Origin of the sequence: Mucilaginibacter gossypiicola (assembly GCF_900110105.1) — a bacterium.
GTDB lineage: Bacteria > Bacteroidota > Bacteroidia > Sphingobacteriales > Sphingobacteriaceae > Mucilaginibacter > Mucilaginibacter gossypiicola.
Window position 1 is genome coordinate 425,933 of sequence record NZ_FOCL01000002.1, and the last position, 25,420, is coordinate 451,352.

Sequence of the window (25,420 nt, forward strand, 5' to 3'; positions counted from 1 at the left end):
AAAGCTTATTCGGATAGTATCCTGTATAGTTCCAGGTTTAAGTAATAGTTGCCTTTACCAATTACTCTCTTTTCCAAAACCCCCATGTGGGTTAATTGGTCAAGATACTTTCTAGCTGTGTTTTCCGCATAAATATTACCGCCAACAAGGTGCTTTACACGTGTATATGGTTGGGTGAATATGGCATTAACCAGCGATTCAGGGCGTGCTATTTCAGTATCGTCGACAACAGCTTTTAAAATGGCATCTTTTGCACTTACAATGTCGTTGATCTTGTCATAGGTGATGTTCGAAGTCACCTCGACGGCTTTCAGCATATATAACAACCAGTTCTTCCAACTTCCTCTTTGAGTTACCCCGGCAAGTCCTGCGTAGTAATCTTCTTTATGATCCATGATATAGCGACTTAAAAACAGAATCGGATAATCGAGTAAGCCTTTTTTTGTTAGATAATGGATGTTGAATATCCTGCCAGTGCGCCCATTGCCGTCGCGGAAAGGGTGTATCGCCTCAAATTGCAAATGACCAATAGCCATTTTAAGTAGTGGATCTATCGGGTAAGTTTTATCATCGTTCAAAAACTCAATTAGGTTATGAAGCTTGGCTTCGACTATTCCCTTACCTCTTGGGGGCGTATAAGATACTTTTCCGGCGTTAGGCCCAGTGCCGCCCTCTTTGATGACGATCTGGGCAATTGGTGTTCTTATGCCGTCATTGAACTGGCTGACTATACGGTACATTGTCACGAAGTAATTTTCGTCAAAAACTTGGTCTTTATTCAAATATGCATAACCTTTCCATAAGGCTTCACGATAATATAGTACTTCTTTAGATGGACCTGTCAATTGCTGAATTTGTTCTTCACTGTAAGCTTGGTACAGCTCATCATCAGTCGTAAAGATATTTTCTATTGCACTTGATGCTTTTGCTTCCTGTAAGCTAATAGAGTTAATAAGCAACGCCTGGTTAGGTATTACGATGCTTCTGCCCTGTAAGCGTCCCAGCGCAGCTTTGGCATTTCCTAGTTGACTGTAGATTTCCACATCTTCATATAGGTGTTTGTCAATTGGCAGTTCCGGCAAGGTATTCCAAGGAATAGTTCGATCAGGATTTACTTTGTAAGGCATTCTCAAATCTACACCATTGACATTAAATATCCAATATTTTGAGGTCAATAAGATTTTTGGCATTAAAGCTTAGTATACTAATCATAACGACCTTAAAATTTAGCGATTTTAAGGTATAAGTTAATTTGGGCATCAAATACTTCATATGCATATCAGCGAATTCTCCAAGGAAGCCGCTAAACAGGTGGATGTTATTAACAACGATGCATTAACAATAGTATAGCTTTGAAATAACTAGCAGGATGGATCGTTGTACGCCGAATGCCAGGTTTTCTTTTCTACCCGACTCGAAACAACGATACTAATTTCATATAATAGTAGCAGCGGTAATGTTACTATGAGCATAGTTTGTATATCTGGAGTCGGCGTTACGATTGCAGCGACTATCAACATTACTATGATGGCATATCTGCGGGACGATCGCATAAACTGAGGCGAGAGTAAGCCCAGCTTTGATAATATCAAGGCAAGCATTGGTAGTTCAAATACTATTCCCGTGCAAAGGGTAAGCGTTACTACCGACGACAAATATGAATCAATGGTGATTTGATTCGAGATCAGACCACTTACCTGAAAACCTGCTAGGAACCGAATCGAATATGGCGCAATAATATAATAGCCAAATAAAACACCTAACCCAAATAACAAACTGGCGTAAAAAACAACGCCGTTTGCTGCTTTTCTTTCGGCCGAACTTAAAGCCGGTTTGATAAACTGCCATACTTCAAATAGTAAATAAGGAAAGCCTAAAACGATTCCAAGGATAAGAGATGAATTAATTTGCAGTGTAAACTGTCCAGCTAATTCTGTGTTTATAATATTAAATTTAATTTCTTGCATGCAATATCCCCGCCCTAGGTGGAAATATTGTCCGGCCAGGCACATCATTCGATACGTCCAAAAATCCGGTCGTTTGGGCCCCATAATTATCCGGTCAAAAACAAAGTCAAAATAGTTGAAGGACAAGATGGTAAATACTAAAATAGCGATAGCAGAACGTATCAGATGCCATCTTAATGCTTCCAGATGGTCAAAAAAAGACATATAAGTTCCGGTACTGGTTTCTGCTCTGCTTTTTACAGCTTTAAACCAGTTGGTAAGTGCGTTTTCCTTACTCATGTTATTATAGAGGTTTTATTATATGTTCATAGGATGGCTCATAGCTAATCGTGATCGTCCAAATATGTACCCGATTATTAAAAAAGACAAAACGGTGAAATAGTAAAAGTGGAAAATGGAAGCGTACTCACCCAGGATTCCAGAAAACCACAAGGCCATAAGGTAGAATTGAGCTGTAAATAAATTAATAATATGTTTTTGAGAAAAACTTATCATCCAGCCAATCACGGCAAATAATGGGCAACCTATAATAGCGGGTAAATAACTGACGTGGTAAGTATAGCCAAGTGTTACCGCCAGCCCGGCTAATATTCCTATCAGGAGAGCCGTTTTCCAATTGATCCTCCTGTTAAATGCTTGAATTGTTCGGAGATCAATTTTATCAACTAGACAAACTACATAGACTATTGCAATCATTATGGCCATGTAAAAAAATATTGAAAGTGTCTTAAAGGAAGTTTTAATCTCCCCAGGAATATTCCACCCCTGTAGATCTATCAATTGAATAGTGAGAAAAGCGGATGACAGTAGAACAGTAATAACCAAAAAAGCAAATCCGACTTTAAAGCGTCTTATTAAAAATTTAGTACGGAAAACCATCCGTTTTCCTATAAGTCCCAATAATATGGCTAAAATTAAAATACTTAAAGCCAATCCCGTAAAAAGCGTAACCCAATCAGTACTTCCAGATACGTTGTTTATAAGTTGTTTGCTTTGCTGTCTGATTAAATAGGCTGGTAAAAGAATGAAGATGAACTGTATAAACATAAAGGCCGATGCTCCGCACACTAACAATATACAATTTTTTCTAAAGCTGATATCAGGCGTGACTTTGCTAAATTCAGCTTCGATGAGATCTATACTGCCAATGCGTTTCATGGCCAAAAGCCATACTTCATCATCCGGCAGGCCATTGGCGCTTAACTCATTGATCACGTCGTCCAGGTGACCTTTCAATTCATCTTGATCGTCCTTGCTAATAGAAGTTTTGCTCAGGGATAGCTTCCAACCTTCTATTTGTCGGTCTAAGTAAGAGAAGGCGGTGTCCATAACGTATTCAATAATTCATTCATGAAATTCCAGGATTGTTGTTCAGCCTTTAGGTGTTCCAAGCCTTTTATAGTAATCTTGTAATATCGCCTCCGCTTGTCATTGTCTGCTACTCGCCATTCAGAAATAATTAATTCTCTATCCTCAAGTTTCCTGAGTACCGGATAGAGCGTACCATCAGAATACGTTAATTTATCATTAGATACTTCTTTCACCTTTTTTATGATTTCGTAGCCATAACTCTCATTTCGAACAAGGGTAGATAAAACAATAGGGATGGAAGAAGCAGCAATCAGATCTTTAGAAATTACCATATTTGGATTTTAAGACTCAAATATACATAGAATTACAATGTATTATGATTTTTTTATTTTTTCTTGAAGCGGATCTTTAATGAGTGAATAACGTCCCTAATAATTTTTTTTCAAATCATTAGGAAATATCAAAAATAGATACGTGATTTGCAGTGTGTTAGATAACCAACACACCGCTACTTCCATGATAGAAATAAGGGATCTGAGTTTTGGCTACAATAAGCAACATTTGCTCTTTAATAACCTAAACCTCCAATTGGAGCAAGGCCATATTTATGGCCTACTCGGTAAAAATGGCGCAGGGAAATCAACCCTGTTAAAGAATATGGCTGGACTGGCGTATCCAAAACGGGGGAAGTGCCTCCTAAGGGGCCACAGCGTTTCTGGCAGACCTGTTTCGATATTGGAAGAAATCTACTTCTTAGCCGAAGATATATACGTGCCTTCTTTTACACCGTCGAGATTTGTGGCCAATACCGCAGAGTTTTATCCTAAATTCAGTAAGTCTGATTTTTATAGCTATCTCAAAGCTTTAGATGTTGATGAGAACGCTGTGATGAACAAACAGTCTTTTGGGCAACAAAAGAAGGCCATGATTGCCTTTGGGCTTGCCACTAACACCAGCTTGCTTATTATGGATGAACCTACCAACGGATTAGACATACCATCAAAAGTACAATTTAGAAAGCTGATTGCTTCGGTGCTTACCGATGAGCGCTGTATCGTAATATCAACTCACCAGGTCCGGGACTTGGATAGCTTGATTGACACCTTGTTAGTTCTGCATGAAAAGGAAATTTTAGTTAACCGGGCTATGGACGAGGTAGTTGAAATATTATCTTTTGGATTTTATACTGATACAGAAGGTTTGAAACCATTATATGAAGAAAAAGATATGCGTGGTACCAATGCCATTTTAGAAAATACCACGGGCCGATTCAGCAAGGTTGACCTTGAGTTATTATTTAACGCGATCATTTGCGGGAATAAAAAAATAGTCGAATTATTAAAAGCATCGTAAATTATGTTAAAGTATTTTAATCCGGCTCGGTTCAGCAGGCTTTTTATAAAGCATACCCAAGAGCACTATACCCGGTATTTGATGTCGACGGTAGTATTGATAGGTGTGATGGTTTTGGGCGGCAGTTTTTTAATATATATGATCAATACTTCGCTTGATCCTGTTTTCCAGATGCTTTTATATGCCTGGTTGCTTTTACTGGGAGGAACAATTTTCACCAGCAATATATTCGCAGAATACGGCAGTAGTAAACAAGTTATAGCAACGTTGTCACTACCAGCCAGCCATTTCGAAAAATACCTGGTGGCGTGGTTATACTCATTCCTAATTTTGTTCACGGTGGTTACCGTTAGCTTTTATGGTGTAATGGCGTTCCTGATCAACATAAAGCATTTCCCGCAGCAGCGACCTGAATTAATAAATCTTTTGCAGAAACCTGGAGCTCTCGAATTCCCTATACTATTTATAGTACTGGTACTCTACGCTCTTTTACATTCAATCGTTTTTTACGGTGCAATCCATTTTAAAAAACTCCACTTTATTAAAACTGCTTTTTCATTTTTTATAGGGATAGCTGTAATGATGTTTGGTAATAAGCTTTTATATGATCTTTTATTACACAAAGACGCCATCGCCGGTTTACCTTTTACAAACGTAGCCTATATGGAAAAGGGGCGTGTAATAGTCATTAATCTTACGGATAACAAGGAATTTTATGCGTTAATCATGTATATGGTATTAGCTCTAATGTTTTGGATCGCGGCTTATTTTAGATTAAAGGAAAAGCAGGCATAATTTAAAGAATGCATGGATTTTAAAGAAAACGAACCAATATATCTGCAGATTGCCGGATCGGTAAGCGAAAACATATTGACAGGCAAATGGCCTCCCGGTGAAAAAATCACTTCTATACGCGATTTGGCTATTGAACTGGAGGTAAACCCTAATACGGTTAACCGTGCTTATGAACTTTTGCAAAATCAGGAGGTGATCATCAACAAACGCGGTATGGGACTTTTTGTAGCAGCAGACGGGGCGGCAAAAATAAAAACCATTAGGAAGGAACGCTTCATGCAGCAGGAACTTCCCGAATTTTTCAGGAACATCCTGCTGCTTGACATCGAATTAAACGATCTGCAATCGGTTTATCAACTTTACAAAAAAGAAAATAAAACAAATAAAGAAACTGGCCATGAAAACGAGCAATAAAATTTTATTAGCCATTTTATTTACACTGATTATTTCAAATATAGTGTACGCTTTAGCCATGCGAAAAGAGTATTTGACGGGTAATTATAAAAAGCCGGATTTCAATTATAAAGTCTTGCCGTACCGCGATTTTAATGAGATTATCATTAATCCATCCGACAACGCAAATGTAAAGCTGGTGCAAGGGCCATTTAAAGTGATGGTTTATAATTTAAGGCATGAGTATTTAGTAATTAAGCAATATGGCGGCAAACTACAAATTGACCTGGACTGGGGATATGCCCGTTTCAACACTGGTGATAAATATATGATCATCATATCCTGCCCGGACCTTAAAGCAGTGCACGCAAATGCCTTTTACACATTAAATAATGAACACTATATTGATACGGTAGCTACCGATGGATGGGTATCTCACCATGTGTTAATTGATGGTTTTAAGCAGGATAGCTTAACAATTGAACAGCAATGGGGCAGCAAGGTGGAGCTAGCAAATAACACCCTAAATTATTTAAAAACGGTAACTAGTATTGGCGACCGGAGCTTATCTAAATTGACAGTACTCAAAACCAACATTATTCAACATGCCAATTTTGACATCAGAAATAGAGGGCAACTCATTTTAAGCGAAGCCAATATCGCCGATTTACATTATCAATTGGCCGATAGTGCTTTGTTGGTTATAAATGGGGCCGCCGATAAAACCATGAAAAGATAACGACTAAACCTTAAACGCTTATGAAATTACAAATCAACTCACTCTCCAAAACATACTCCAATGGCGTACACGCGCTCAAGGATGTATCACTTACCCTGAATAATGGCATGTTTGGCCTTTTAGGGCCGAATGGAGCAGGAAAATCATCTTTGATGCGCACGATAGCAACGCTTCAGGAAGCCGACGCTGGCAGCATTTATTTAGATGACCTTAACGTGCTTAAACATAAAACAGAGGTTAGGCAATTGCTGGGTTACCTGCCGCAAGAGTTTGGTGTTTATCCTAAAATAAGTGCAGAGCGCATGCTTGATCATATTGCTCAATTGAAGGGTGTAGGCAATAGTGCGGAACGAAAGGAGTTGGTCGCCGCCCTGCTCGATAATGTGAACCTCGGCAAGGATAAGAAGAAAAACCTTGGCACCTATTCGGGTGGAATGAAACAGCGTTTCGGCATAGCGCAGGCACTGATTGGTAATCCCAAACTCATTATAGTTGATGAACCTACTGCAGGTCTTGATCCGGCAGAACGTAATCGCTTTTATAACCTGTTGAGCCAGCTAGGGGAAAACACCATCGTGATACTCTCAACCCATATTGTGGAAGACGTAAGCACACTTTGTTCAAACTTTGCCATTATTTGCCAGGGTGAGGTATTGTACGCGGGCGAACCGGATATCGCGGTTAACGAAATGGAAGGTCGGATTTTCAGCAAGGCTATAGATAAAGCGGAGTTGAGTTTTTACCAGGATGACTTTTCTGTGATCTCAACCCAATTAAAAACGGGCAAACTGCATATCCGTATCATTTCGGAAATGGATCCGGGTAAGGGATTTGCTCCGGCTGTGCCCAACCTTGAGGATGTTTATTTCAGCAACATTGCGACCCGCGTAGATGTAAATTCCATTTAAAACCCTACCTTTATGTTTTGGAAAATTTTTGCTTTTGAGGTGCAGAACCGCCTCAGAAGGCCCTTGGTGTATGTTTATTTTTTTGCTACCCTCATCTTTATAACCCTCTCCTTTGCAACGGGATCATTGCCTGTGGGTGAAAAAGAACATATTAACAGCCCTATGCTGATCGCTTTTTCTATGGGATGGATCAGCATTTTCATGATGCTGGTAACCTCGGGCATTATGGGCATGCCTTTGTATAAAGACATTGAACACAATACAAAAGATTATTACCTGACATACCCTATTACTAAAGCTGGCTATTTCTGGGGGCGTTATTTCAGTTCACTGGCATTCGTACTGATTATCGGCAGCGCAGTTATGATGGGTGTGTTTTTAGGTACGAAACTCGGGCCGATCATGAACTGGAAGGATACCAGCAATTACGGACCTAATAATATCATGTATTACTGGCAGCCGTTTTTATTGATAGCAGTGCCGAACCTTATTTTTACCTCATCGTTATTTTATGGTTTGGTAGCCATTACCCGCAATATTAAGGTGATCTACAGCGGCGGAATCATCCTGTTTTTGGGTTATATGATAGCCTCCTTCTTCTTGCAGCGTACCAATAACCAGTTTGTCATTAACCTGGCCGATCCGTTTGCTTTTATTGGTATTAGGTCGCAGAAGCAAATAGCCACTGCCGCCATGCAAAATACCAATATGATTGAGTTTGGCGGCCCCTTATTACTTAACCGTATCCTGTGGCCTAGTATAGGATTGCTCTTATTATTATTCACTTACATTCGCTTTAACTTTGAAAATTTTTTTAGCGGCAGACGTGATAAAAAAGTGATCAAAGACGGGCTTGTGAACCGCAGTGCGGTACGTCCTAAAGTAACCACCTCGTTTAGCGGCAGCTATAACTATAAAACGCTAATAAGCCTTACGAAAACGGAGCTGCTTAATATAGTCCGTGACAATTATTTTTGGATCATTATTATTTGCGGGCTTCTTTTTTTAGCATTTGCATTTTCGATGGGGAATAGCTTTTACCGAATCCCTGATTTCCCGCGGACGGTTGAATTGCTGGACATCTTTAATGAAGTTTTTCTTTTCTTTATTTTCTTCATCATCATTTTTTATACCGGCGAAACCGTGCATCGCGACCGGATAACCCGTTACGCCTTTATCAACGATTCCTTGCCGGCACCAAATTGGGTGTTAAACGGATCGAGGTTATTAAGTCTGATGTTGTTGGGCCTGGGTTTATCATTGGTGCCGATGATTTTAGGCTTAGGAGTCCAAATCGCCAAAGGCTTTACGCAGTATAACTTCCCGGTTTATCTGCTGTCGGTATTTGGGCTTATACTGCCACGATTTCTCGAAATGGTCGTGTTTTCATACATGATCCATGTGATAGTAAATAACAAATTTGCAGCGCATGGAATTGGTATTGCCATTTGGGTGGCCTTATATTTTTTACATACGACATCCATTTTTAATTACAACCTGTTATTGTATTCTTTCACTCCCGGCTATCACATTTCAGATATGGATGGCATTGGCCATATGGCGGCTCCAGTGGCCTGGTTTAATGTATACTGGTTAGTAACTGCCAGTCTTTTAATTATTGTAGCAGCACTATTTTATTACCGTGGTGTTTCGTCAACTTTTAAAGAAAGGTGGCAGTTAGTTACCGGCAGGTTTAACAGACCAACCCGCGTCATAACCTTCATATTGCTGTTTGGCTTTTTAATTTTATTGTCATTCCTTTATTACAATGTTAGCTATTTGAACATCTATCTCACCAAATCAGAAAACGATGAGCGGGCTGTGTTATACGAACGAACGCTTAAGTCTTATCAAAACCTGCCCTTACCCAGCGTAACGTCTGTAAAGTTAAATGTGGATATATACCCTGATAAGCAACAATCTGTTACACATGGATATTTTACGGTGGTCAATAAGACCCCAAAGGCCATCGGCCAGATACTCATGGATGGCGATGGTATTCCCGAATACGGATTGAAGATAGCGGGCCAATCAATTCCTTTTACAACGCCTCTGATTTACGATCAAGGTAAATTCAATTGGTTCAGGCCTAAAAAAGATACCGCCGACTTCAGGTTATATCATTTGAGAAAACCGCTGAACCCCGGAGATTCGGTCATGGTAGAACTAAACTCGGCTATTTATTACCATGGTTTTAGCAATGATCTATACAGCGCCGATATATTGAACAACGGTACCTTTTTTAAAGGGGGTATACCTGGCATAGGATATGATGAAGATGATGAACTGAGCAGTCCTTACGAACGTAAACGTCACGGCTTGCCGCTTCGGAAAGAAGATGTGTTTGAACAAAATGATCCTAATGGCATCAATGTTTTAAGGGTCGGTAAAAGTGCTGGCGTGCAAAGTTTTGATATTACTATAAGCACGATTGCCGGACAAACTGCAATTGCAAATGGCAGCTTACGTAAGCAATGGACCAACAATGGGCGCAGTTATTTTCATTACGTGCAAAATAATCCAGGCATGTATCCGCCATTTGGTATTTTGAGCGCGAAATATGCCCTGCAACGTTCATCGATCAGTTTAGATAGCAGCCGTCATGTTAACGCCGAAGTGTATTATATACCAGAACACGCCGCAAATATTAGCAGATATAGCGATGCCATTAAAGATGGGATTCGATATTTTTCGGCTATGTATGGCAATTATCCTTATAATGATATGCGAATAGTTGAAACTGGCGCTTACGGCGCTCAGTCGGCCTCATTATCAACATTAGATACTTATTCGGAAAGCAATGGATGGACGGCGGATTTTAGAAGACCTGGTTTGTTCGACTTTTGTTATTATGCCGCTATCAGACAGGTATCGCAGCAGTGGTGGCGTTACCAGGTGTCGCCGAACAGTACCATTGGATCTTTCGTGATTCCGGAAGGACTGGCTTTGTACGATGCTTATATTATGATCGAAAAAAAATATGGGAAGGATAACATTCATGATGTTTTGGAAGACGAAATGTGGCGATACCTTTATTTTCATAGCAGGGGAAGCGAACCTGAACATACTTTGCTTAGGGCCAACGAGTGGCACCAATACCAGGGAAAAGCAGCCAATGTATTATACGGTTTAAGAGATCTTATCGGAGAGCAGAATATGGATGCCGCTCTGCGTGAATTTAGAGATGCGTATATGTTAAAAAAAGAGGCTCCCTACCCCGGCAATAATGATTTGTATCGCTATTTGAAAAAGCATACTCCTGATTCGCTGCGGTATTATTTAACTGATTCATGGGAAAAGATTACTTTTTATGATAATCATGTGGTAAAGGTCAATGCTACGGATATTGGAAGCGGTCAATACAAGGTAACGCTGAAGGTTAGCACAAGTAAAATTTATATTAACAACAAAGGTGTTGATGATCCAGCTTTTATGAACGATTACGTTGACGTAGGTGTTTTTGGAGCTAGTAAACGAAACAAAAATGGTCAAAATCAGGTGAATCCTTTATACTTCAAAAAGCATAAACTCACTGCAGGACAGCATATATTTACAATCATTGTCAAAGGCAAGCCTGAAAGCGCTGGGATAGATCCATATAATAAACTAATTGATCGTGTCCCAAGGGATAACAATAAAACGTTTTGATTTTGATACGGAGGGGGAAAGCCCCACTTTATCGCCTCTCCGTCGTTCGGGATAATAACATTCAAACTTTAAATAACCACTCTCATTTAATTTCTCCAGTTTAACTAAAAGTTATGAATCTTCTGCTAAACTCCATCCGTGTAAATTTCGTTTTTTGCCTGATTATTTATGGCATCTTTGCTTTGCTTTCGTCAACTTTAGATCCATCATTATGGACATGGTATATGAAAACGCTTTGGGAAATGTTAACAGGGTTGCTTATTTTAATCTCGACTGTGCTATATTTTGTCGTTAGGGAGTAATAAGCAAAAAGCTATACTCCGGATTTTTTTGGATAGTCAATGTTGAAACTATCTTTGGACAATGTAGATTTAGTCGTTTAATTAATGGGATCCGGGATAATTCAAACTGCATGATTATTCGAAAACTATTTAAATCGCGGAAATGAGAAAAAAAATTCAGAACAAGGGCAATAATGATAAAGTTCAGTCGGTGCTTAAATTATAAATACTGTAGAACAATCTATTTGTAACAGAATTTCTAATAGTAAATGGTTTCATAACATCAGATATTAGAGTCTTAATTAGAGATTGTCGTATAAATATAGGATGACAATATCCTGGTGCACTTTTTTGTCATTAAAGTTGGCATTTGTTAATTAGAGTGAATGTATGGGTGAGGCTCGTATAATATTGACTGATGAGCTAAACCGGTATATCAAAATACCTGAGTTATTAGCATGATTAAAAAATTACATGTGTAGATGTTAATCCGGTTTGCATCAGTCAAAACTATTTTTGAGGTTTGGTCGTTAGCTTTTTAAGTTGTCTATGTATTTTTTAAATCTCAAAGGATTTCATCCCATTAAGGGTATCAATACCGATAACCACAACAAATACCCGTTTCTGGAATCGACCGATGGCTTGTTCGAACCGGATGATTTTGAATACAACTTTAATAGAAGTTTTCCTTTTGAACAGATCGAACTAAGTGAAAGCAGATCAATTTATGTGAGTGAACCGAACTTACTAAAGGTTTTTAAGAATACTGCAACAGTTGATAACAAGATATTGGTCAACAACGTCAAGCCGATTGAAGAGGCATATACCAAAGAACTGGCTGACATATTCTATTCCGGCTATGATGAGGGTATGGCAAATTTCTATGAGGAGATCGGCCAAACCTTTTTATCGCTGGGGCTTGAGCAAAAAAAGCAGGCGCTTCGGGATTTCATCACTTACTGTCATACCAACTTGTATTTTGAAGGCTTTGCTGTTCCCGAGGTGATTTATGCATTGGGCTACATTCAGGCATCGCTGGTCAAAGGATTTCAGGAGTACAGCAACCTGAAAAACTTGAACGAAAAAGAGCAGGCATCACCGGTGGTTAATGTTTATCCTGTTTTCAAAATGCCTGAGCCGGATGTAAAACCTGATTATGTATTTGAGGCATCTGTAGAAGCTGCGCCGAAACCGTCACCGCCGCAAATTACACGGCCTGATGCTGATAGCCATATCCTTTTACGATATCCAGCTAGTAAAATATTCGACCTTTGGTGCGCTTTATTGGACGCCCAACTTTGCCAACTGATGCAAGTGCCGAAAGTCTTTAATAGCGAAGATGAGATCAAAGAACTGCTGGGCAGACTTTTCAAATTGGATGACCAGGAACAAATGTGGTCGTTAAGCGATAGCGAATATTATTATCAAATGGCACCAGGCTATCAGAATCTTTTATGCCTGTTAATGCACGCCACCTATAAGCTCAATACTACCTATCTGAAAGTACCACAGGTGAAATACTGTGAACTCCTTAAATCCAACTTCTCTTCCTTTGAAACATACGAGTCGGTGGGTGACATTCAACGGAATATGACCAAGAAGAAAGATACAGCTATCGACTTTGTGCATAAAAGCAGCGGGTCCTATGCTAAAAAAGCCTACAAAGTCTTAAAGAAAGTACCTACTTATATACTGAGATCCTAACGACGTTCAACTTCGTTCATTAACGTTGGGTTATTTTCATACTCTTTTGTGTTCATCAAATTTTTTAATTTATGAACACAACTTTTTTTACTACCCTATCGACACAGGAGTTCCAGGAACTCATTGAGTCATCTGTCAGAAACGTGGTCCACTTAAAACCACCCCGCCCGGACGATGAGGAAGATACTTTGCTGGACACCAAGGAAGCAGCCGAGCTGATCAAGTACGAAGTCACATCAGTCTACGGGCTGGTGAAAAGAAAAAAGATCCCTTTCTGTAAAGTAGAAGGCAAGCTGCTTTTCTCGCGTAAAAAACTATTGGCATGGATCGGCAGCGGCCAGCAGGTCGTTGCGCAATAAGTACGGTCATGGCTGATCAGTTCTTTCCTTTAAACCAACCGGGCAGCTACATCCGTGTACAAACCTCGTATTACAAACGGACCCGGCAACCGATGGTTACCGGCGGCTATACAGACGGCTGGTTGCTTTGGTCATCGGAAACACTCAAAAAAGATTTGAGTGCGGACGCGATCAAGAAGATCCGCAAGTTCGATGCGTATTGCTGTGTCCCCAGCCATACCGATTACCGGGAAACAATCGGCAACTATTTTAACAGGTACCATCCTTTGGAATTCAAACCGGAGCCGGGTTCCTGCGAGACCATTTTGTGCTTTCTGCAGCACATCTTTGGCGAGCAATATGAACTGGGACTGGATTACATAGCCCTGCTCTATACGAGGCCGGTCATTAAACTGCCTATTCTTTGCCTGGTATCCAAGGAACGCAAAACAGGTAAGACTACTTTCCTGGACCTGCTCAAAGTCATCTTTGGCAATAACATGACCTTTAACGGCAACCATGATTTCCGGTCACAGTTCAATTCCGACTGGATGAATACGCTCATCATCGCGGTGGAAGAAGTGTTGCTGGACAAAAAGGAAGATTCGGAAAAGATCAAAAACCTGAGCACTGCAAAAGTATCCAAGGTGGAAGCCAAAAGCAAGGATAAGCGCGAAACGGAATTCTTTGGCAAGTTCATCCTTTGTTCCAATAACGAGTACAATTTTATTGTCATTGAACCGACGGAAACACGCTACTGGGTAAGGAAAGTACCGGTATTTGAAAAGGAGAATGTCCGGCTTCTGGAACAGATGACCGGGGAGATCCCCGCTTTTCTGTTCCATCTGTTAGAACGGCCGTTATCGGTGCCGGTTGGTAACACCCGCATGTGGTTTTCTGAGCAGCAGATCCGAACGGATGCTTTATTGCGGGTGATGCGCAATAACCGCAATCGGCTGGAAACCGAACTGTTGTTATTGTTCAAAGAGATCCAGGAGCATGATCCCGGCCAGAAAATGTGCTTTGCGAATAAAGATATTCTGGATCTGCTAAAAAAAAGCATGCCGCGCCTGACAAGACAGGACGTATCGCAGCTGATGCAGCAGGAGTGGGGCCTTGTCCCGGTGCTCAATAGTTTAAGCTATTCGACTTATTGCTATAATAACCTCAACGAATTGGTAACAGTCGCCAAAACGGGCCGGTATTATACCATTACGGAAGAGTGGCTCCGGCAAAAGCTTGATGAGTCAGGCTAAGTGCGCATTTATCAATTGCTTTTCAGCGCATTACACATTCATCATAGTTTGATGAGGTTCGATGAGCAATGATGAGCGCGATGAGCAAACTCATCAAAGTAGAAAACCATGATGAGGCAATGATGAGGATATAAATAATTTATTTATAAATAGTTACAGCTATAGCTCATCATTCATCATAAATGTAAGGGCAGCCCTCCCGTATGGTTTGGCACCTGCATCATTTAAAAACAAGCATTTAGATTTTACAACATGACACGATATAACTGTAAAACAGCAAAAGAACTCTCTATCATTAGTTACCTGGAGCAATGCGGTATCCAGCCGCAACGGATCAAAGGTCATAACTACTGGTATTTATCACCACTGCGGGAAGAAAAGACCGCTTCATTCAAAGTAAATACTAAGCTTAATGCCTGGATGGATTTTGGCGAAGGTACCGGGGGCAATTTAATTGACCTGGGCATACGTATGCACCATTGTTCCGTGGAGGAGTTTTTGGAGCGTTTAAATAATGGCAATCCTGGTTTTTCTTTTCATCAGCAAACTTCGCGAAAGGCAGAACCTCAGCCGGATAATCCGGTGATCATTACCGGTGTGAAAGCGCTTGAACATCCGGCTTTGATCGCTTACCTGAAAACGCGCGGTATTGATCCGGCCATTGCCGCTACCTATTGCAAAGAGGTCGATTTTACAATAAGTGGCAAATCCTATTTCGCCATTGGGTTTGCCAACCGTTCGGGTGGTTACGAGCTGCGGAATAACTGGTTCAAAGGGGCATCGTCGCCCAAGGACATTACCATCATTGGCGGCAGTCATAAAGCCGCCATCGTGCTGGAAGGCTTTACTGATTTTCTTTCGCTCTTGCAGCTGAAATGTGGTCAATCCCAGTCGGATTTTATCATCCTGAATTCTGCTGCGCTGGCTGAAAGAGCGGTGCCTGTTTTAAAAAAATACCCGGAAGTTTTTCTGATGCTTAACCATGACAAAGCCGGAATTGCAGCTGCTGAAAAGTTGCAGGCTGCGGGTATCAGCTTCACCGATGCATCTGGTTTTTACAAGGGTTTTAACGACATCAACGAATATCTGGCTGCTCAAAGACAGGCTTCTTTAAAACCGCAGATCCGGCGCAGAGCACCGGAAGAAAGGAGCCGGGGAATTGGGCGCTAAGTCAAATTTTGACATGGGCTACGGATACGGGTTTACTGTACCCGGTATATATACAGATAGCTGAATATATCACCGCCCCATTTTTCGAATTGTAAGGAGCGAGTTAATGTTTTTGCTACACAAAAACCCGAATTCACCCCGACGGGGTGATTCGGAACTCGCTCCCGTTGGTCGAACTTTTATAGCAACAAAAAATGAAATGAACACATGCTAACAGTTAATGAAAACAAAACAATAAAAAAAGTGAGGCCCCCCGGCAGACCCAAAAAGACGATCAGGCGGAGTGATTTTTTAATGGTGCGTTTAACGCCAACGGAAAAAATTCTGATCGAAGGCAGAGCGAAAAATGCCGGGCTGAAACCCAGTGAGTGGTTTCGGAGGGCCGCTAAAAACGCCAGGGTTTTTCCGCGATTTACCCCGGAGGAAAGCGGCTGGTTCAGGATGCTGGCTGGGGTAGCGAATAACCTCAACCAGTTAACGCACTTAGCGCATGTGGCAGGCCTATTTACGCTTGCCATGAAATGCCAAAACATCCTTAAACAAGTGGACGAGTTAATTACAAAACTTAGCAGCCATGATGGGTAAACCAATAATCGGGAAAAGCTTCGGCGGCTGTATCCGCTATGTGGTGAATAAGCCGGAAGCCAAGATTTTATCAGCAGAAGGCGTTCGCATGCAAAATGCTAACGCTATGATTCAGGATTTTAACCTGCAACGTAAAATGCGGCCTGGTCTGGGTAAAGCGGTCGGGCATCTGGTACTCAGCTGGAGTAAGGAAGACCTGCTTAAATTAAGCGATGATATCATGGTGGAGCGGGCGAGAGAATACATGGAAAAAGTAGGTGTTCGAAATACGCAGTATGTGATCGTTCGTCACAGCGACCGCGATCATCCACATCTCCATATTGTTTACAACCGGGTGGATAATAACGGCAAGACCATTAGTGACAAAAACAATTTCGCTAAGAATGTAAAAGCCTGCAAGGAGATTACCCTGAAATACGGCTATCATATAGGCGAAGGTAAAGATCTGGTGAACCGCCAGGCGTTAACGGGCAGGGAGAAGGTTAGGTACGAATTGTACGATGCTATTAAAGCAGGCATGAAAACGGCCACTAACTGGAAACAATTGGAAGGGCAGCTTGCCAGGCAGGGAATTACCATTGCTTATAAATTCCTTAGCGGTACCAATGAAGTGCAGGGTATATCCTTTGAAAAGGGCAATATTAAAATGAAAGGTTCCGCTATTGACCGGAACTTGAGCTTTGTCCGTATAGATGCGACTTTAAACCGGAACCAACAGGTACAGCAGTATCATGGGGCAAGGGAAGCCAATCAACTATTGGTAGCTAACCAGTTGCGTGAATCAATCCGGCAGAACGTTCAGGCGGAATACAGCCATAACCACGGTGCAGGTAAAGGCATATTGGAAGTGCTATTGGAGCCACAATTTGTAGCCGGGCCACCTGACCCAATGGGTGACGCAGATATCGCCCGCAGAAAACGGAAGAAGCACGAGGCGGAACACTCCCAGTCACAGGTTATAAGCAGGTAGAAGAATAAAAATTAAGATTAACCTTAAAATGATTTGTTATGCAAAACGAAGAATTAGAAGAGAAAGTAAATATTATGGAAGAACTGATCCAGGGTTTTGCCGGTAGGATCAGTGAGATGGAGACCAGTGTGGCCGAATTCCTAAAAAGCTTTTTGGAACAGTACCGGGGCACATTGGAAACGATCTCATCGCGAATTGAAACGGCTAATAAGCGGTATAGCGATCAAAAGATCCAGGAGCAGATCGATGAATTAAATGGCGTGGTAGCGACAGTACCGAAAGTCATTCGTGTGAAAAACAGTCACCATTTAGGTGCCTGGTCGAGTAATTTGATCATTGGCATGGTTGTTTGTTTTATAATAACAGCCGGATCATTCGGAAGTACTTTATATCTCTATCATCAAAATGATGACCTGAATCGTGAAGCTTATAACTTCTGGCTGGTCAGGGCACTTTATCCAAAGGTTGCTAAGACCATCGATACAAGGTTGGCGGAAGATCCGAGGGGTTTTATAGATAAAGCTGAAAAAGCAATGGTTAAACAGCAGGCGATCAGTGCTGCCGAAGCCGTAGCTGCGCAGGCAGAAGAGGATCGAAAGGAAGCTAAGCGGAAGCAGGAAAAGGTAAAAGCAAATAAGTGATGGGGATATGATGGAGAGGCCACTCAGCTGCGGCAGGCTGCTGCATTGCACAGGCAAGTATTCGTTTCTCATACACACCCTGTCTTCCAGATGGGTATATAACCACAACACCGCAGTCACAAATTTAGCGACACAGGAAAACGGTCAAGGGTATAGTAAACCGCGGCTTCACCGCGGCCCTTGACAATTTTCTCGTTATAAGCTTCTGGTTGTTTAAGTGGTAATGTGTGTGAACTTTGGAATTATTTTGCCTCTTTTCTTCAGAATTATTTTGCTGAATTTTAACGGTTAATTTTGTTGTTCTTTTTTTGACCAATTTCCAATAGCCACCGTTGCAAATAAGAAGAAAAAATTTTTTCTTCATTAATTGGCTCATTTAGAAAATCACCTTTCTTGACGCATCACGTTTCCCCTTAATTTAAAGACAATGTGAGTTTGCAATAAATAGCTTGTGATAGCAATAATTATAGTGGCAATGATCTTTGCTACTGTAGGATATAGACCGAAATAGCCTACAAAAACTTTAAGAAATATTGTGTTTAAAACGATACATACTACGTTCACCGCTATAAATCTATAAAGTTGGGCGCTTTTTCTCAGTCCTGAATCCCTGAAAACTATATATCTATTTAAGTAGAAACCCGAACAAAAGGAAATACTAAACGAGAGAAATAATGAGGCAATATAAGGGCTTAACGTAAAATGTCCAATATGGAAGTTTTGCTTTTTGAAGACAAAATTATAGCAAACTGTAAAAAGTAATATATCAAACGCCGTATTTCCACCACCACAAGCAGCGTAACGAAATGTGTGCAATGGCATCCATTTTTTAAATGGGCTGTAAAAAAAATCAAGAAAATTAAAGATAGAATGCCTTAATAAATGATTGACTTTATTCAGGCTCATCTTCCTTATGAATAAAAATGTAAACTTTGATACTTCATTACGGGATTGTAATCGTAGACAATAATAAATAAAAATAATTAAGTGACATAACTCCCGATATTAAGCAAATCAATTATGGCCTCCAAGAGTAAGACATACCAATGTCAAATTGCGAGTTTAAGGGTTTTATATATGAAAAAAATTCATCAAAGTTAGTGGAAGGTGGTCCTGTCTTATTGAGTCCAAAGACAATTTCCTTACTATTTACATTGAAAAAATTATAAAATAGATCTTGGTTTCTTTATTGAGCTGTTCAATTGCGAAAACATAAACACAACTGTCATTTTAAGGAGCATAACACTCTGAGAGTAATTAGCAAGGTTACGAATTACGTACAAGTAGTAATTAATTCTTCAGTTCTGGTTGGTTAAAAGACTATGGAGAAGTTTAAAGGAATGGCGACGTTATGTATCTATTACTAACGACGGTAGGCTAAAGGCTTAAATTTTGCTTCCAGCAATCATCAAGATAGATCAGTCTTTTCGCAATTATTACAAATCTGTTGGGATACCAACTTAAACTATCCTTTAAAGAGGCGCATTAGTAAGTTGGTTGTATTCGTTGATAGTATTAAGTTAATCATTATTAATAATATTAACCCGTAACGCGATTATCAACGGTATTTTATGTGTTATGTAAAGCATAACTTACGAACTTTGATTCGAATCAATTATGGGGATGTTAACTGTATGACGCCACTATTTAGCTAAGTTTTCGAAACAGGGTTATTTATTGTTCCATTGACCTAACGATGGATATCGATGCGGCAATGTAAATTCTTTCAATCTAAAAAAGTAAAATCGGCTAAAGATGCCAATATTTTATTTCGAATGTCGTTTGAGAGATCATGCGACCTATTCTCTTGATCATTCGGTTTTATTCGTCTTTTTTCATTGCCAATTTTTGTATCACGCTGAGTGCTTTAGGATTGATCGAATATTACGGCTCCAGAGCGCACTTGATAATAACAACTTTGATTTGGTACAAAATTCTTACAATGGCCGTTATTCTCTATACGGTGTTCATTTGGAAAAAACATGAATTATACTATTATCAAAGCCTTGGTATTACTAAGTTTAAACTGATCTGGAGTACATCGGCTATCGATTTCTCTTTATACCTTGTACTACTATACGTAACCTACAATAACTTATGAATCATATCCTACAGGTCGACAGTGTAGAACTGAGTTTTAATGGAAACAAGATACTGTCTGATATATTCATCAAGCTTCAAACCAACCAGATAATTGGCCTGCTTGGAAGAAACGGTAGCGGAAAGAGTAGCTTAATGAGGGTTATCATGGGTAACCTTAAACCTGCCAACGGCTATGTTGCCTTTAATGGGAAAAAGTATTCGGATGCATTCAAATACCCGCAATTAATATTATTTCTGCCTCAATTTAATTTCATCCCCAAAGCTTTAAAAGTAGCCCGGGTACTCGAAGATTTTGATCTTGATTATCGAACTTTTGAGGAAGAATTTCCCGAGTCGGGGATGCGTGCTGAAAGTAAGGTTCATTCACTTTCCGGAGGGCAGCGGAGAATACTTGAAATTTACGTGATCATGAAATCACAATCCCTTTTCGCAATGTTGGATGAACCGTTTACACATTTAAATCCTTTACAAATAGAAAATGTTAAGACGTTTCTATTGCGGGAAAAAGAGACGAAAGGTATTATCATTTCAGATCACATGTACAAGCATGTTTTATCAATCAGTAATTGCCTGTATGCACTTTCACACGGAAAAACTTACCCTATACATAGCGAATTAGAATTATTTAATTTAGGTTATATCCCTGATTTGAATTAGATCCTTAACAAAAAGTGGATAGTTTACGCCAGTAAATCAATCTAATTCCCATTCTGTTCACAATGGCCGAGAACTAGGAAAGCACCCTGTTGCCTTTGCCACTGCTCGTCAAGAAGATCTCCTTGTTCCCCGGATTTTTGCCGGCCAGCCCGGAGATATCGCAGAAATCGACGGGGGGAGTTTTAACCCAGCTCCCTTTCGTTCTGACTGCGGTGCCGAAAGCCGATATCTGTGAAACCGACGCTGAATTCATCCATAATCAATCGACCTTCGTACGTGCGCCTCGCCCTGAAGTGCAGCTGTTGATGACCGGCCAGCTCGCTCATGTTGGAAGAAAAATTGACGGAATCGTGAAATACGCGGCATTAAACAGGAAACACTTGCTACTGAAATAGGAGTAAGTAATATATAAAGGATAGAGCAAAGCGAACCAATGGAAGATGATGTTTTTAGAGAATATCCTAAAGATTTTGGCACGCCTGCTTCCACGGAACATAGTGGTCAAGTCCAACATAATTTCCACACCTGCTTAGACAATTAAGAACTTCAATAATGAAGCTGTAATCAATATAATGGCCAGAAAGGTGAATAATAATGACCAGTCGACATCAGTATTTTCTATCCTACTTTCAATCCAATAGATTAATTGATGGAACTTGTTGAAGAGAATAAAAAGCTATGTGAGCGTTTATTGCAAGCAGGAAAAGAAAAGAATGAGCTATTTAAGAACAAATAATATTTTCGATTAATCTTATTGACGTATTACTGTTAAATTCAAATAGCAATCGTGAACTTGTATATTCTTAGTCTTAAAAGCTTCCTTTAACGACTATGATAAGCTTTCCTCTAACAATAGGAACAATTATAATAATCAAGCGCCTTTCTTAGAAATAGCTTTTTTCAATTTTTTATTTATTGACCAAACGAATATTCCAAACCCCAAAAGAAGAATTATCGTTACTAATATTACTATATTAATTTTCCCATCGCTATCCATAAACTCTCTAAATGTTTCTGATTTACGGTTTTCGGCCATTAAAAGAATATTCAATACTTTAAACGTTCTCATTGTTGCGGTTTTCTATTAATCTAATTCTAAATCTTAATGAGGCAATCCATATCGCCATCATAGCCCATCCAATGAAAGCTGGATAGAGCACCATGGCCATACGTTTATCTAAATACTTGCCGAATGCTGGGTTTCCACCATTTCCTGGGTGCAGTGAATCCGTCATTCGCGGTAAAATAATGAGTAATACAATCATGATCGGAAATGCAAATACGTTATAGATTGCAGATATTTTTGCTTTTTTCTGCTCTTCCTCTATTGAATTTCGGAGAACCAAGTAAGCACAGTATAATAAAAATGCGATAGCAACGCTGTTTTCCTTTGGATCATTACTCCAAGCCTCTCCCCATGTAATGTATGCCCACGTCATTCCTGATATTAGTCCCAAAATATAAAAGCCCATTCCAGTGTTAACACACTCTACAGCAATCAAATCAAAACTCTCTTTACTTGATCGAAGGTATCTAACGCTATAAAAAACAGAAATGCCGAAAACTGTAAACATCCCTATCCACATTGGGACATGAAAGTATACATTTCTTATAGTCTCATGTAAAATTGGCAACGCTGGAACAGGTTCCAAATATCCAGCGATAAAGCTGTATAAAATTAATATTATAGAAATGACTTTCCACCAGGTTTGGTAAATGATTCGCATAAATTTTAATCGTTGTGCAAATATGGTAGAATCTTAACGAAACCGAGAAAGATAAAATAATTTATAATATATATAAGAACGATGGTAAACGTTAACTATTTGGCTTATAAATAGATAAAATTTACAACGAAGCTAATTCGATAAATACTGTAGAATAGAATGGCACAGAAATACTTTAGTGCCGTCTGTTCTACCTATAGATTAGATGGTGGCCGCTTAAACACATCGATCATTTATTTAGGTAGAATAGCTTCCCCTTAAACTTCTCTACAAATACAGCATTCTTTTGAAATTCGTTTCTTTTCTTTTCTTTTTTAACTATGGCGTGTTAGCGGACTCATTTTAGGTAAAATAAATTAAGTTCTGTACCTTTATTACTCGCAAATTCACGCTTTAAAGAAGCTGTCATATATTGTTTGCTTCTTCTTCGTTTAAGCTTTCATTTGCGATTAATTCTAATGCCTCTGCTATTGGTTTGCCTTGCGTATAAAGAAAGAATGAATCTATAATATTCGCTCTATCTTATATCTTGTCAAGATCAGTTTCATTAATAAAATAAGCTATTAAATTTCTTTCGCTCTGTTTCCAATACTTGCACTGACAACGCCACGGGTTTCATCTACTAAGGTGGCCTCATCTTAAGTTTTCTTATTGCGTTCAAATATCAACTTAAGAACATATTCAAGGTTTTATCTTACCTAAATAATTGAAATGATTGTTTTGACTTAAACAAACATCTTTAAACGTAGAGAAAGTGTTAGACCCGTGTTAGACTCGGCAAAAAAGGACTTAGATTTTCAATTCATAAGTTCTTGATTTTCAAGTCGTGATGACAGGATTGGAACCCACGACCTCCAGCACCTCATGATTTCTACGAATTGCCTTTTATCAGTTGGGGTAAATTACTCATCTTTCAAACTGCATTAAAGATGATTTAATAATCTGATATTAAGAGTCGAGAAAAAGCGCACATAGGATAAAATCAGTTCTCGGCATACACACAACGTTACCTTATTTTTGACTAAAAAATCTTAAATAAAATCATTTCGCGCGTTTCTCGAAGCAGTTAAACTTAATAATTAGGAGAGAAAGTGTTGTACCTATGTTGTACCTGCAAAAAAAATAGGCTTTTAGAAGTTAATCTAAAAGCCTGTTAATCAGCGGGTGGAGAATATCGGAGTCGAACCGATGACCTCTTGCATGCCATGCAAGCGCTCTAGCCAGCTGAGCTAATCCCCCGGGATGGGTGGCAAATATAGTATAAGTTGTATATATCTAAAATATAATTTTTATTTTTTTAATGAACTGTAATTAATGCCGCTAATCATTTGTATTCAAATACCTAACCACTCGCAGGCATGTAACAAAAGGCAGACATAAAAACCACTGCACATCATATTTTGTTGTTTATATTTGACGCAACAATTGTATAGTTAACAGTTAATCATCATGCCAATAACCAATAAATCTATCTTAATGGTCGCCCTGTGCGCAGGCGTCTTCGTTACGCAGGTTAAAGCGCAATCGCTGCCACCTGTTGAAACGCAGAAGCCCAACAGCGATTACAAACCTGCTTTTACAGGTCAAACCCGAATCGGCGGCATTCAGACTAAAACCAAACTAAGTGTTACTGTGATCAATCATCAGTTAAAATCACCCTGGGCTTTGCGTTGTTTGCCCGATGGTCGCTTTCTGATCACTGAAAAGGGCGGCGCCATGAAGATATTAAAAGCCGATGGCAGTTTAGATAAAGATATTACTGGACTGCCAGCAATTGCCATTGGTGGCCAGGGCGGTTTGCTGGATGTTAATTTCGATTCGTCGTTTACTAAAAATCGCACCTTGTTCTGGACTTATTCTGAGCAGGCTGATGGCGGTTTCCAACTGGCAGTAGCAAAGGGAAAACTATCTGCCGATGATAGCAAACTTGAAAATGTACAGGTAATTTATCATGCCAAACCGGCTTATAACGGACATTTGCAGTTCGGGTCGCGCGTGGTGTTTGACAAACAAGGCAACTTATTTGTAAGCACAGGCGAGCATGGCGCCGAAGACATCCGCATGAAAGCACAGGACCTTGCGGCTGCAGTAGGCAAGGTTATCCATATTACCCGCGATGGCAAACCTGTTCCCGGCGGACCATTTGCCGGCAAAAGCGGTGTACTGCCCGAAATTTACGCTTATGGATTAAGAAACCCCGAAGGTATGACCACCAACCCCTTAACAGGCGAATTATGGGAGGCAGAATTTGGTCCGCGGGGTGGCGATGAGATCAATATCATCCGCGCGGGTAAAAATTATGGCTGGCCGGTGGTTACCTATGGCATAGAATATAGCGGCCAGAAAGTTGGTGACGGCATCCAACAAAAAGACGGCGTTACCCAACCGGTTTATTATTGGGACCCGAGTATTTCGCCCTGCGGCATCACTTTTTACACAGGCAACCTAATCCCCGAATGGAAAAACAATTTATTTGTTGGCGCACTCGGAGGCTCACACATTGCCCGCCTGGTGATCAAAAACAACAAAGTAATAGCCGAAGAGCGTTTACTTAAAGATAAAAACGAACGCTGGCGCTCACTTGTTACCGGAAAAGACGGTGCTTTATATGGTGTTACTGACAATGGCAACTTGTACAGAATAGGGAAGTAATTAAATAAATTTGTCATTTCCGACGAATGGACGAGGTCGTGCGGGAGCGTGAGGAAAAATCTTGCACGCCCCGTTTACCGGTTTGTAGGGAGTATGGGATTCTCTTTCGCACCACACAGCGAGCGCTTTACCCGGCTCAATCGAAATGACATTTTTTATTTTTTCTCATCGTCTGCATGCCTCATCAACCTCTCATTGGTTGTTTTACAAACCTCCACTTGC

General features: G+C 40.1%; 24 protein-coding genes and 1 tRNA gene. 17 read left to right on the plus strand and 8 right to left on the minus strand.

All coding sequences use genetic code 11. From position 1 onward, the window contains the following. Positions 1 to 5: 5 nt before the first annotated feature. From BMX50_RS07120 to BMX50_RS07135, 4 genes are all read right to left on the minus strand, one after another. Positions 6 to 1,190 carry a Fic family protein gene (locus tag BMX50_RS07120; protein WP_244280887.1) on the minus strand — a complete coding sequence of 395 codons (1,185 nt, stop codon included), beginning with the start codon at positions 1,188 to 1,190 and terminating at the stop codon, positions 6 to 8. 171 nt (positions 1,191 to 1,361) lie between these two features. Next, positions 1,362 to 2,246, minus strand: a complete 885-nt coding sequence (gene tatC, locus BMX50_RS07125) for a twin-arginine translocase subunit TatC (protein WP_091209599.1) — start codon at positions 2,244 to 2,246, stop codon at positions 1,362 to 1,364. Between the two features lie 18 nt (positions 2,247 to 2,264). Then, on the minus strand, positions 2,265 to 3,296 hold the full coding sequence (locus tag BMX50_RS07130) for a hypothetical protein (RefSeq protein WP_091209601.1): 1,032 nt from the start codon (positions 3,294 to 3,296) through the stop codon (positions 2,265 to 2,267). Continuing rightward, complete coding sequence (locus BMX50_RS07135; protein WP_091209603.1) at positions 3,272 to 3,610, minus strand: PadR family transcriptional regulator; 339 nt, start codon at positions 3,608 to 3,610, stop codon at positions 3,272 to 3,274. Before BMX50_RS07135 ends, BMX50_RS07130 begins: the two co-directional genes overlap by 25 nt. A 184-nt stretch (positions 3,611 to 3,794) precedes the next feature. Between BMX50_RS07135 and BMX50_RS07140 the strand changes: the two genes are divergently transcribed. The 13 genes from BMX50_RS07140 to BMX50_RS07200 all read left to right on the plus strand — a co-directional run bounded on the left by BMX50_RS07140 (position 3,795) and on the right by BMX50_RS07200 (position 18,059). After that, positions 3,795 to 4,631 carry an ATP-binding cassette domain-containing protein gene (locus BMX50_RS07140; RefSeq protein WP_091209605.1) on the plus strand — a complete coding sequence of 279 codons (837 nt, stop codon included), beginning with the start codon at positions 3,795 to 3,797 and terminating at the stop codon, positions 4,629 to 4,631. A gap of 3 nt (positions 4,632 to 4,634) precedes the next feature. After that, positions 4,635 to 5,426 (plus strand): hypothetical protein, encoded by a 792-nt coding sequence (locus BMX50_RS07145; protein ID WP_091209608.1) that lies wholly within the window; start codon positions 4,635 to 4,637, stop codon positions 5,424 to 5,426. Positions 5,427 to 5,438: 12 nt separating this feature from the next. Then, a complete protein-coding gene (locus BMX50_RS07150; protein ID WP_091209610.1) occupies positions 5,439 to 5,840 on the plus strand; it encodes a GntR family transcriptional regulator in 402 nt (133 codons plus the stop codon). Next, entirely contained in the window at positions 5,824 to 6,558 is a 735-nt protein-coding gene (locus BMX50_RS07155) for a hypothetical protein (RefSeq protein ID WP_091209612.1), read from the plus strand. Before BMX50_RS07150 ends, BMX50_RS07155 begins: the two co-directional genes overlap by 17 nt. 20 nt (positions 6,559 to 6,578) lie before the next feature. After that, positions 6,579 to 7,466, plus strand: coding sequence for an ABC transporter ATP-binding protein (locus tag BMX50_RS07160; RefSeq protein WP_091209614.1), 888 nt, complete (start codon positions 6,579 to 6,581; stop codon positions 7,464 to 7,466). 12 nt (positions 7,467 to 7,478) lie between these two features. Further along, positions 7,479 to 11,114: an ABC transporter permease/M1 family aminopeptidase gene (locus BMX50_RS07165; protein ID WP_091209616.1), complete on the plus strand. Its 3,636-nt coding sequence runs from the start codon at positions 7,479 to 7,481 to the stop codon at positions 11,112 to 11,114. Between the two features lie 830 nt (positions 11,115 to 11,944). Next, complete coding sequence (locus BMX50_RS07170) at positions 11,945 to 13,099, plus strand: hypothetical protein (RefSeq protein ID WP_091209618.1); 1,155 nt, start codon at positions 11,945 to 11,947, stop codon at positions 13,097 to 13,099. A 71-nt stretch (positions 13,100 to 13,170) separates the two neighbouring features. Continuing rightward, entirely contained in the window at positions 13,171 to 13,458 is a 288-nt protein-coding gene (locus tag BMX50_RS07175; protein WP_091209620.1) for a helix-turn-helix domain-containing protein, read from the plus strand. Between the two features lie 8 nt (positions 13,459 to 13,466). Continuing rightward, positions 13,467 to 14,693, plus strand: a complete 1,227-nt coding sequence (locus BMX50_RS07180; protein WP_091209622.1) for a primase-helicase family protein — start codon at positions 13,467 to 13,469, stop codon at positions 14,691 to 14,693. A gap of 252 nt (positions 14,694 to 14,945) precedes the next feature. Next, positions 14,946 to 15,863 (plus strand): toprim domain-containing protein, encoded by a 918-nt coding sequence (locus tag BMX50_RS07185; protein WP_091209624.1) that lies wholly within the window; start codon positions 14,946 to 14,948, stop codon positions 15,861 to 15,863. A gap of 207 nt (positions 15,864 to 16,070) precedes the next feature. Further along, entirely contained in the window at positions 16,071 to 16,448 is a 378-nt protein-coding gene (locus tag BMX50_RS07190; protein WP_091209626.1) for a plasmid mobilization protein, read from the plus strand. Then, a complete protein-coding gene (locus BMX50_RS07195; protein WP_091209628.1) occupies positions 16,438 to 17,418 on the plus strand; it encodes a relaxase/mobilization nuclease domain-containing protein in 981 nt (326 codons plus the stop codon). Before BMX50_RS07190 ends, BMX50_RS07195 begins: the two co-directional genes overlap by 11 nt. 38 nt (positions 17,419 to 17,456) lie before the next feature. Next, the gene (locus BMX50_RS07200; protein WP_091209630.1) at positions 17,457 to 18,059 is read left to right on the plus strand and encodes a hypothetical protein; all 603 of its coding nucleotides are present in this window, start codon (positions 17,457 to 17,459) and stop codon (positions 18,057 to 18,059) included. A gap of 384 nt (positions 18,060 to 18,443) precedes the next feature. Here BMX50_RS07200 and BMX50_RS35190 read toward each other — a convergent pair whose 3' ends face one another. Continuing rightward, positions 18,444 to 18,965, minus strand: a complete 522-nt coding sequence (locus BMX50_RS35190; RefSeq protein WP_091209632.1) for a GtrA family protein — start codon at positions 18,963 to 18,965, stop codon at positions 18,444 to 18,446. Positions 18,966 to 20,001: 1,036 nt separating this feature from the next. Between BMX50_RS35190 and BMX50_RS34475 the strand changes: the two genes are divergently transcribed. The 3 genes from BMX50_RS34475 (at position 20,002) to BMX50_RS07215 (ending at position 21,214) form a co-directional block, all read left to right on the plus strand. Then, positions 20,002 to 20,160, plus strand: coding sequence for a hypothetical protein (locus tag BMX50_RS34475; RefSeq protein ID WP_167667837.1), 159 nt, complete (start codon positions 20,002 to 20,004; stop codon positions 20,158 to 20,160). Further along, positions 20,157 to 20,819, plus strand: a complete 663-nt coding sequence (locus tag BMX50_RS07210) for an ATP-binding cassette domain-containing protein (RefSeq protein ID WP_091209634.1) — start codon at positions 20,157 to 20,159, stop codon at positions 20,817 to 20,819. The genes BMX50_RS34475 and BMX50_RS07210 overlap by 4 nt, the downstream gene beginning before the upstream one ends. A gap of 89 nt (positions 20,820 to 20,908) precedes the next feature. Next, a complete protein-coding gene (locus tag BMX50_RS07215; RefSeq protein WP_143065117.1) occupies positions 20,909 to 21,214 on the plus strand; it encodes a hypothetical protein in 306 nt (101 codons plus the stop codon). 476 nt (positions 21,215 to 21,690) lie between these two features. On the opposite strand, the gene BMX50_RS07220 is transcribed toward BMX50_RS07215, so the two are convergent. The 3 genes from BMX50_RS07220 to BMX50_RS07230 form a co-directional block, all read right to left on the minus strand. After that, on the minus strand, positions 21,691 to 21,888 hold the full coding sequence (locus BMX50_RS07220) for a hypothetical protein (RefSeq protein ID WP_091209638.1): 198 nt from the start codon (positions 21,886 to 21,888) through the stop codon (positions 21,691 to 21,693). Then, positions 21,875 to 22,546, minus strand: a complete 672-nt coding sequence (ccsA, locus tag BMX50_RS07225; protein WP_394332299.1) for a cytochrome c biogenesis protein CcsA — start codon at positions 22,544 to 22,546, stop codon at positions 21,875 to 21,877. Before ccsA ends, BMX50_RS07220 begins: the two co-directional genes overlap by 14 nt. Before the next feature lie 1,165 nt (positions 22,547 to 23,711). Continuing rightward, positions 23,712 to 23,785: transfer RNA gene (locus BMX50_RS07230), tRNA-Ala, on the minus strand. 210 nt (positions 23,786 to 23,995) lie between these two features. Between BMX50_RS07230 and BMX50_RS07235 the strand changes: the two genes are divergently transcribed. Then, complete coding sequence (locus BMX50_RS07235; RefSeq protein WP_091209640.1) at positions 23,996 to 25,198, plus strand: PQQ-dependent sugar dehydrogenase; 1,203 nt, start codon at positions 23,996 to 23,998, stop codon at positions 25,196 to 25,198. The last annotated feature ends 222 nt before the right edge of the window (positions 25,199 to 25,420 follow it).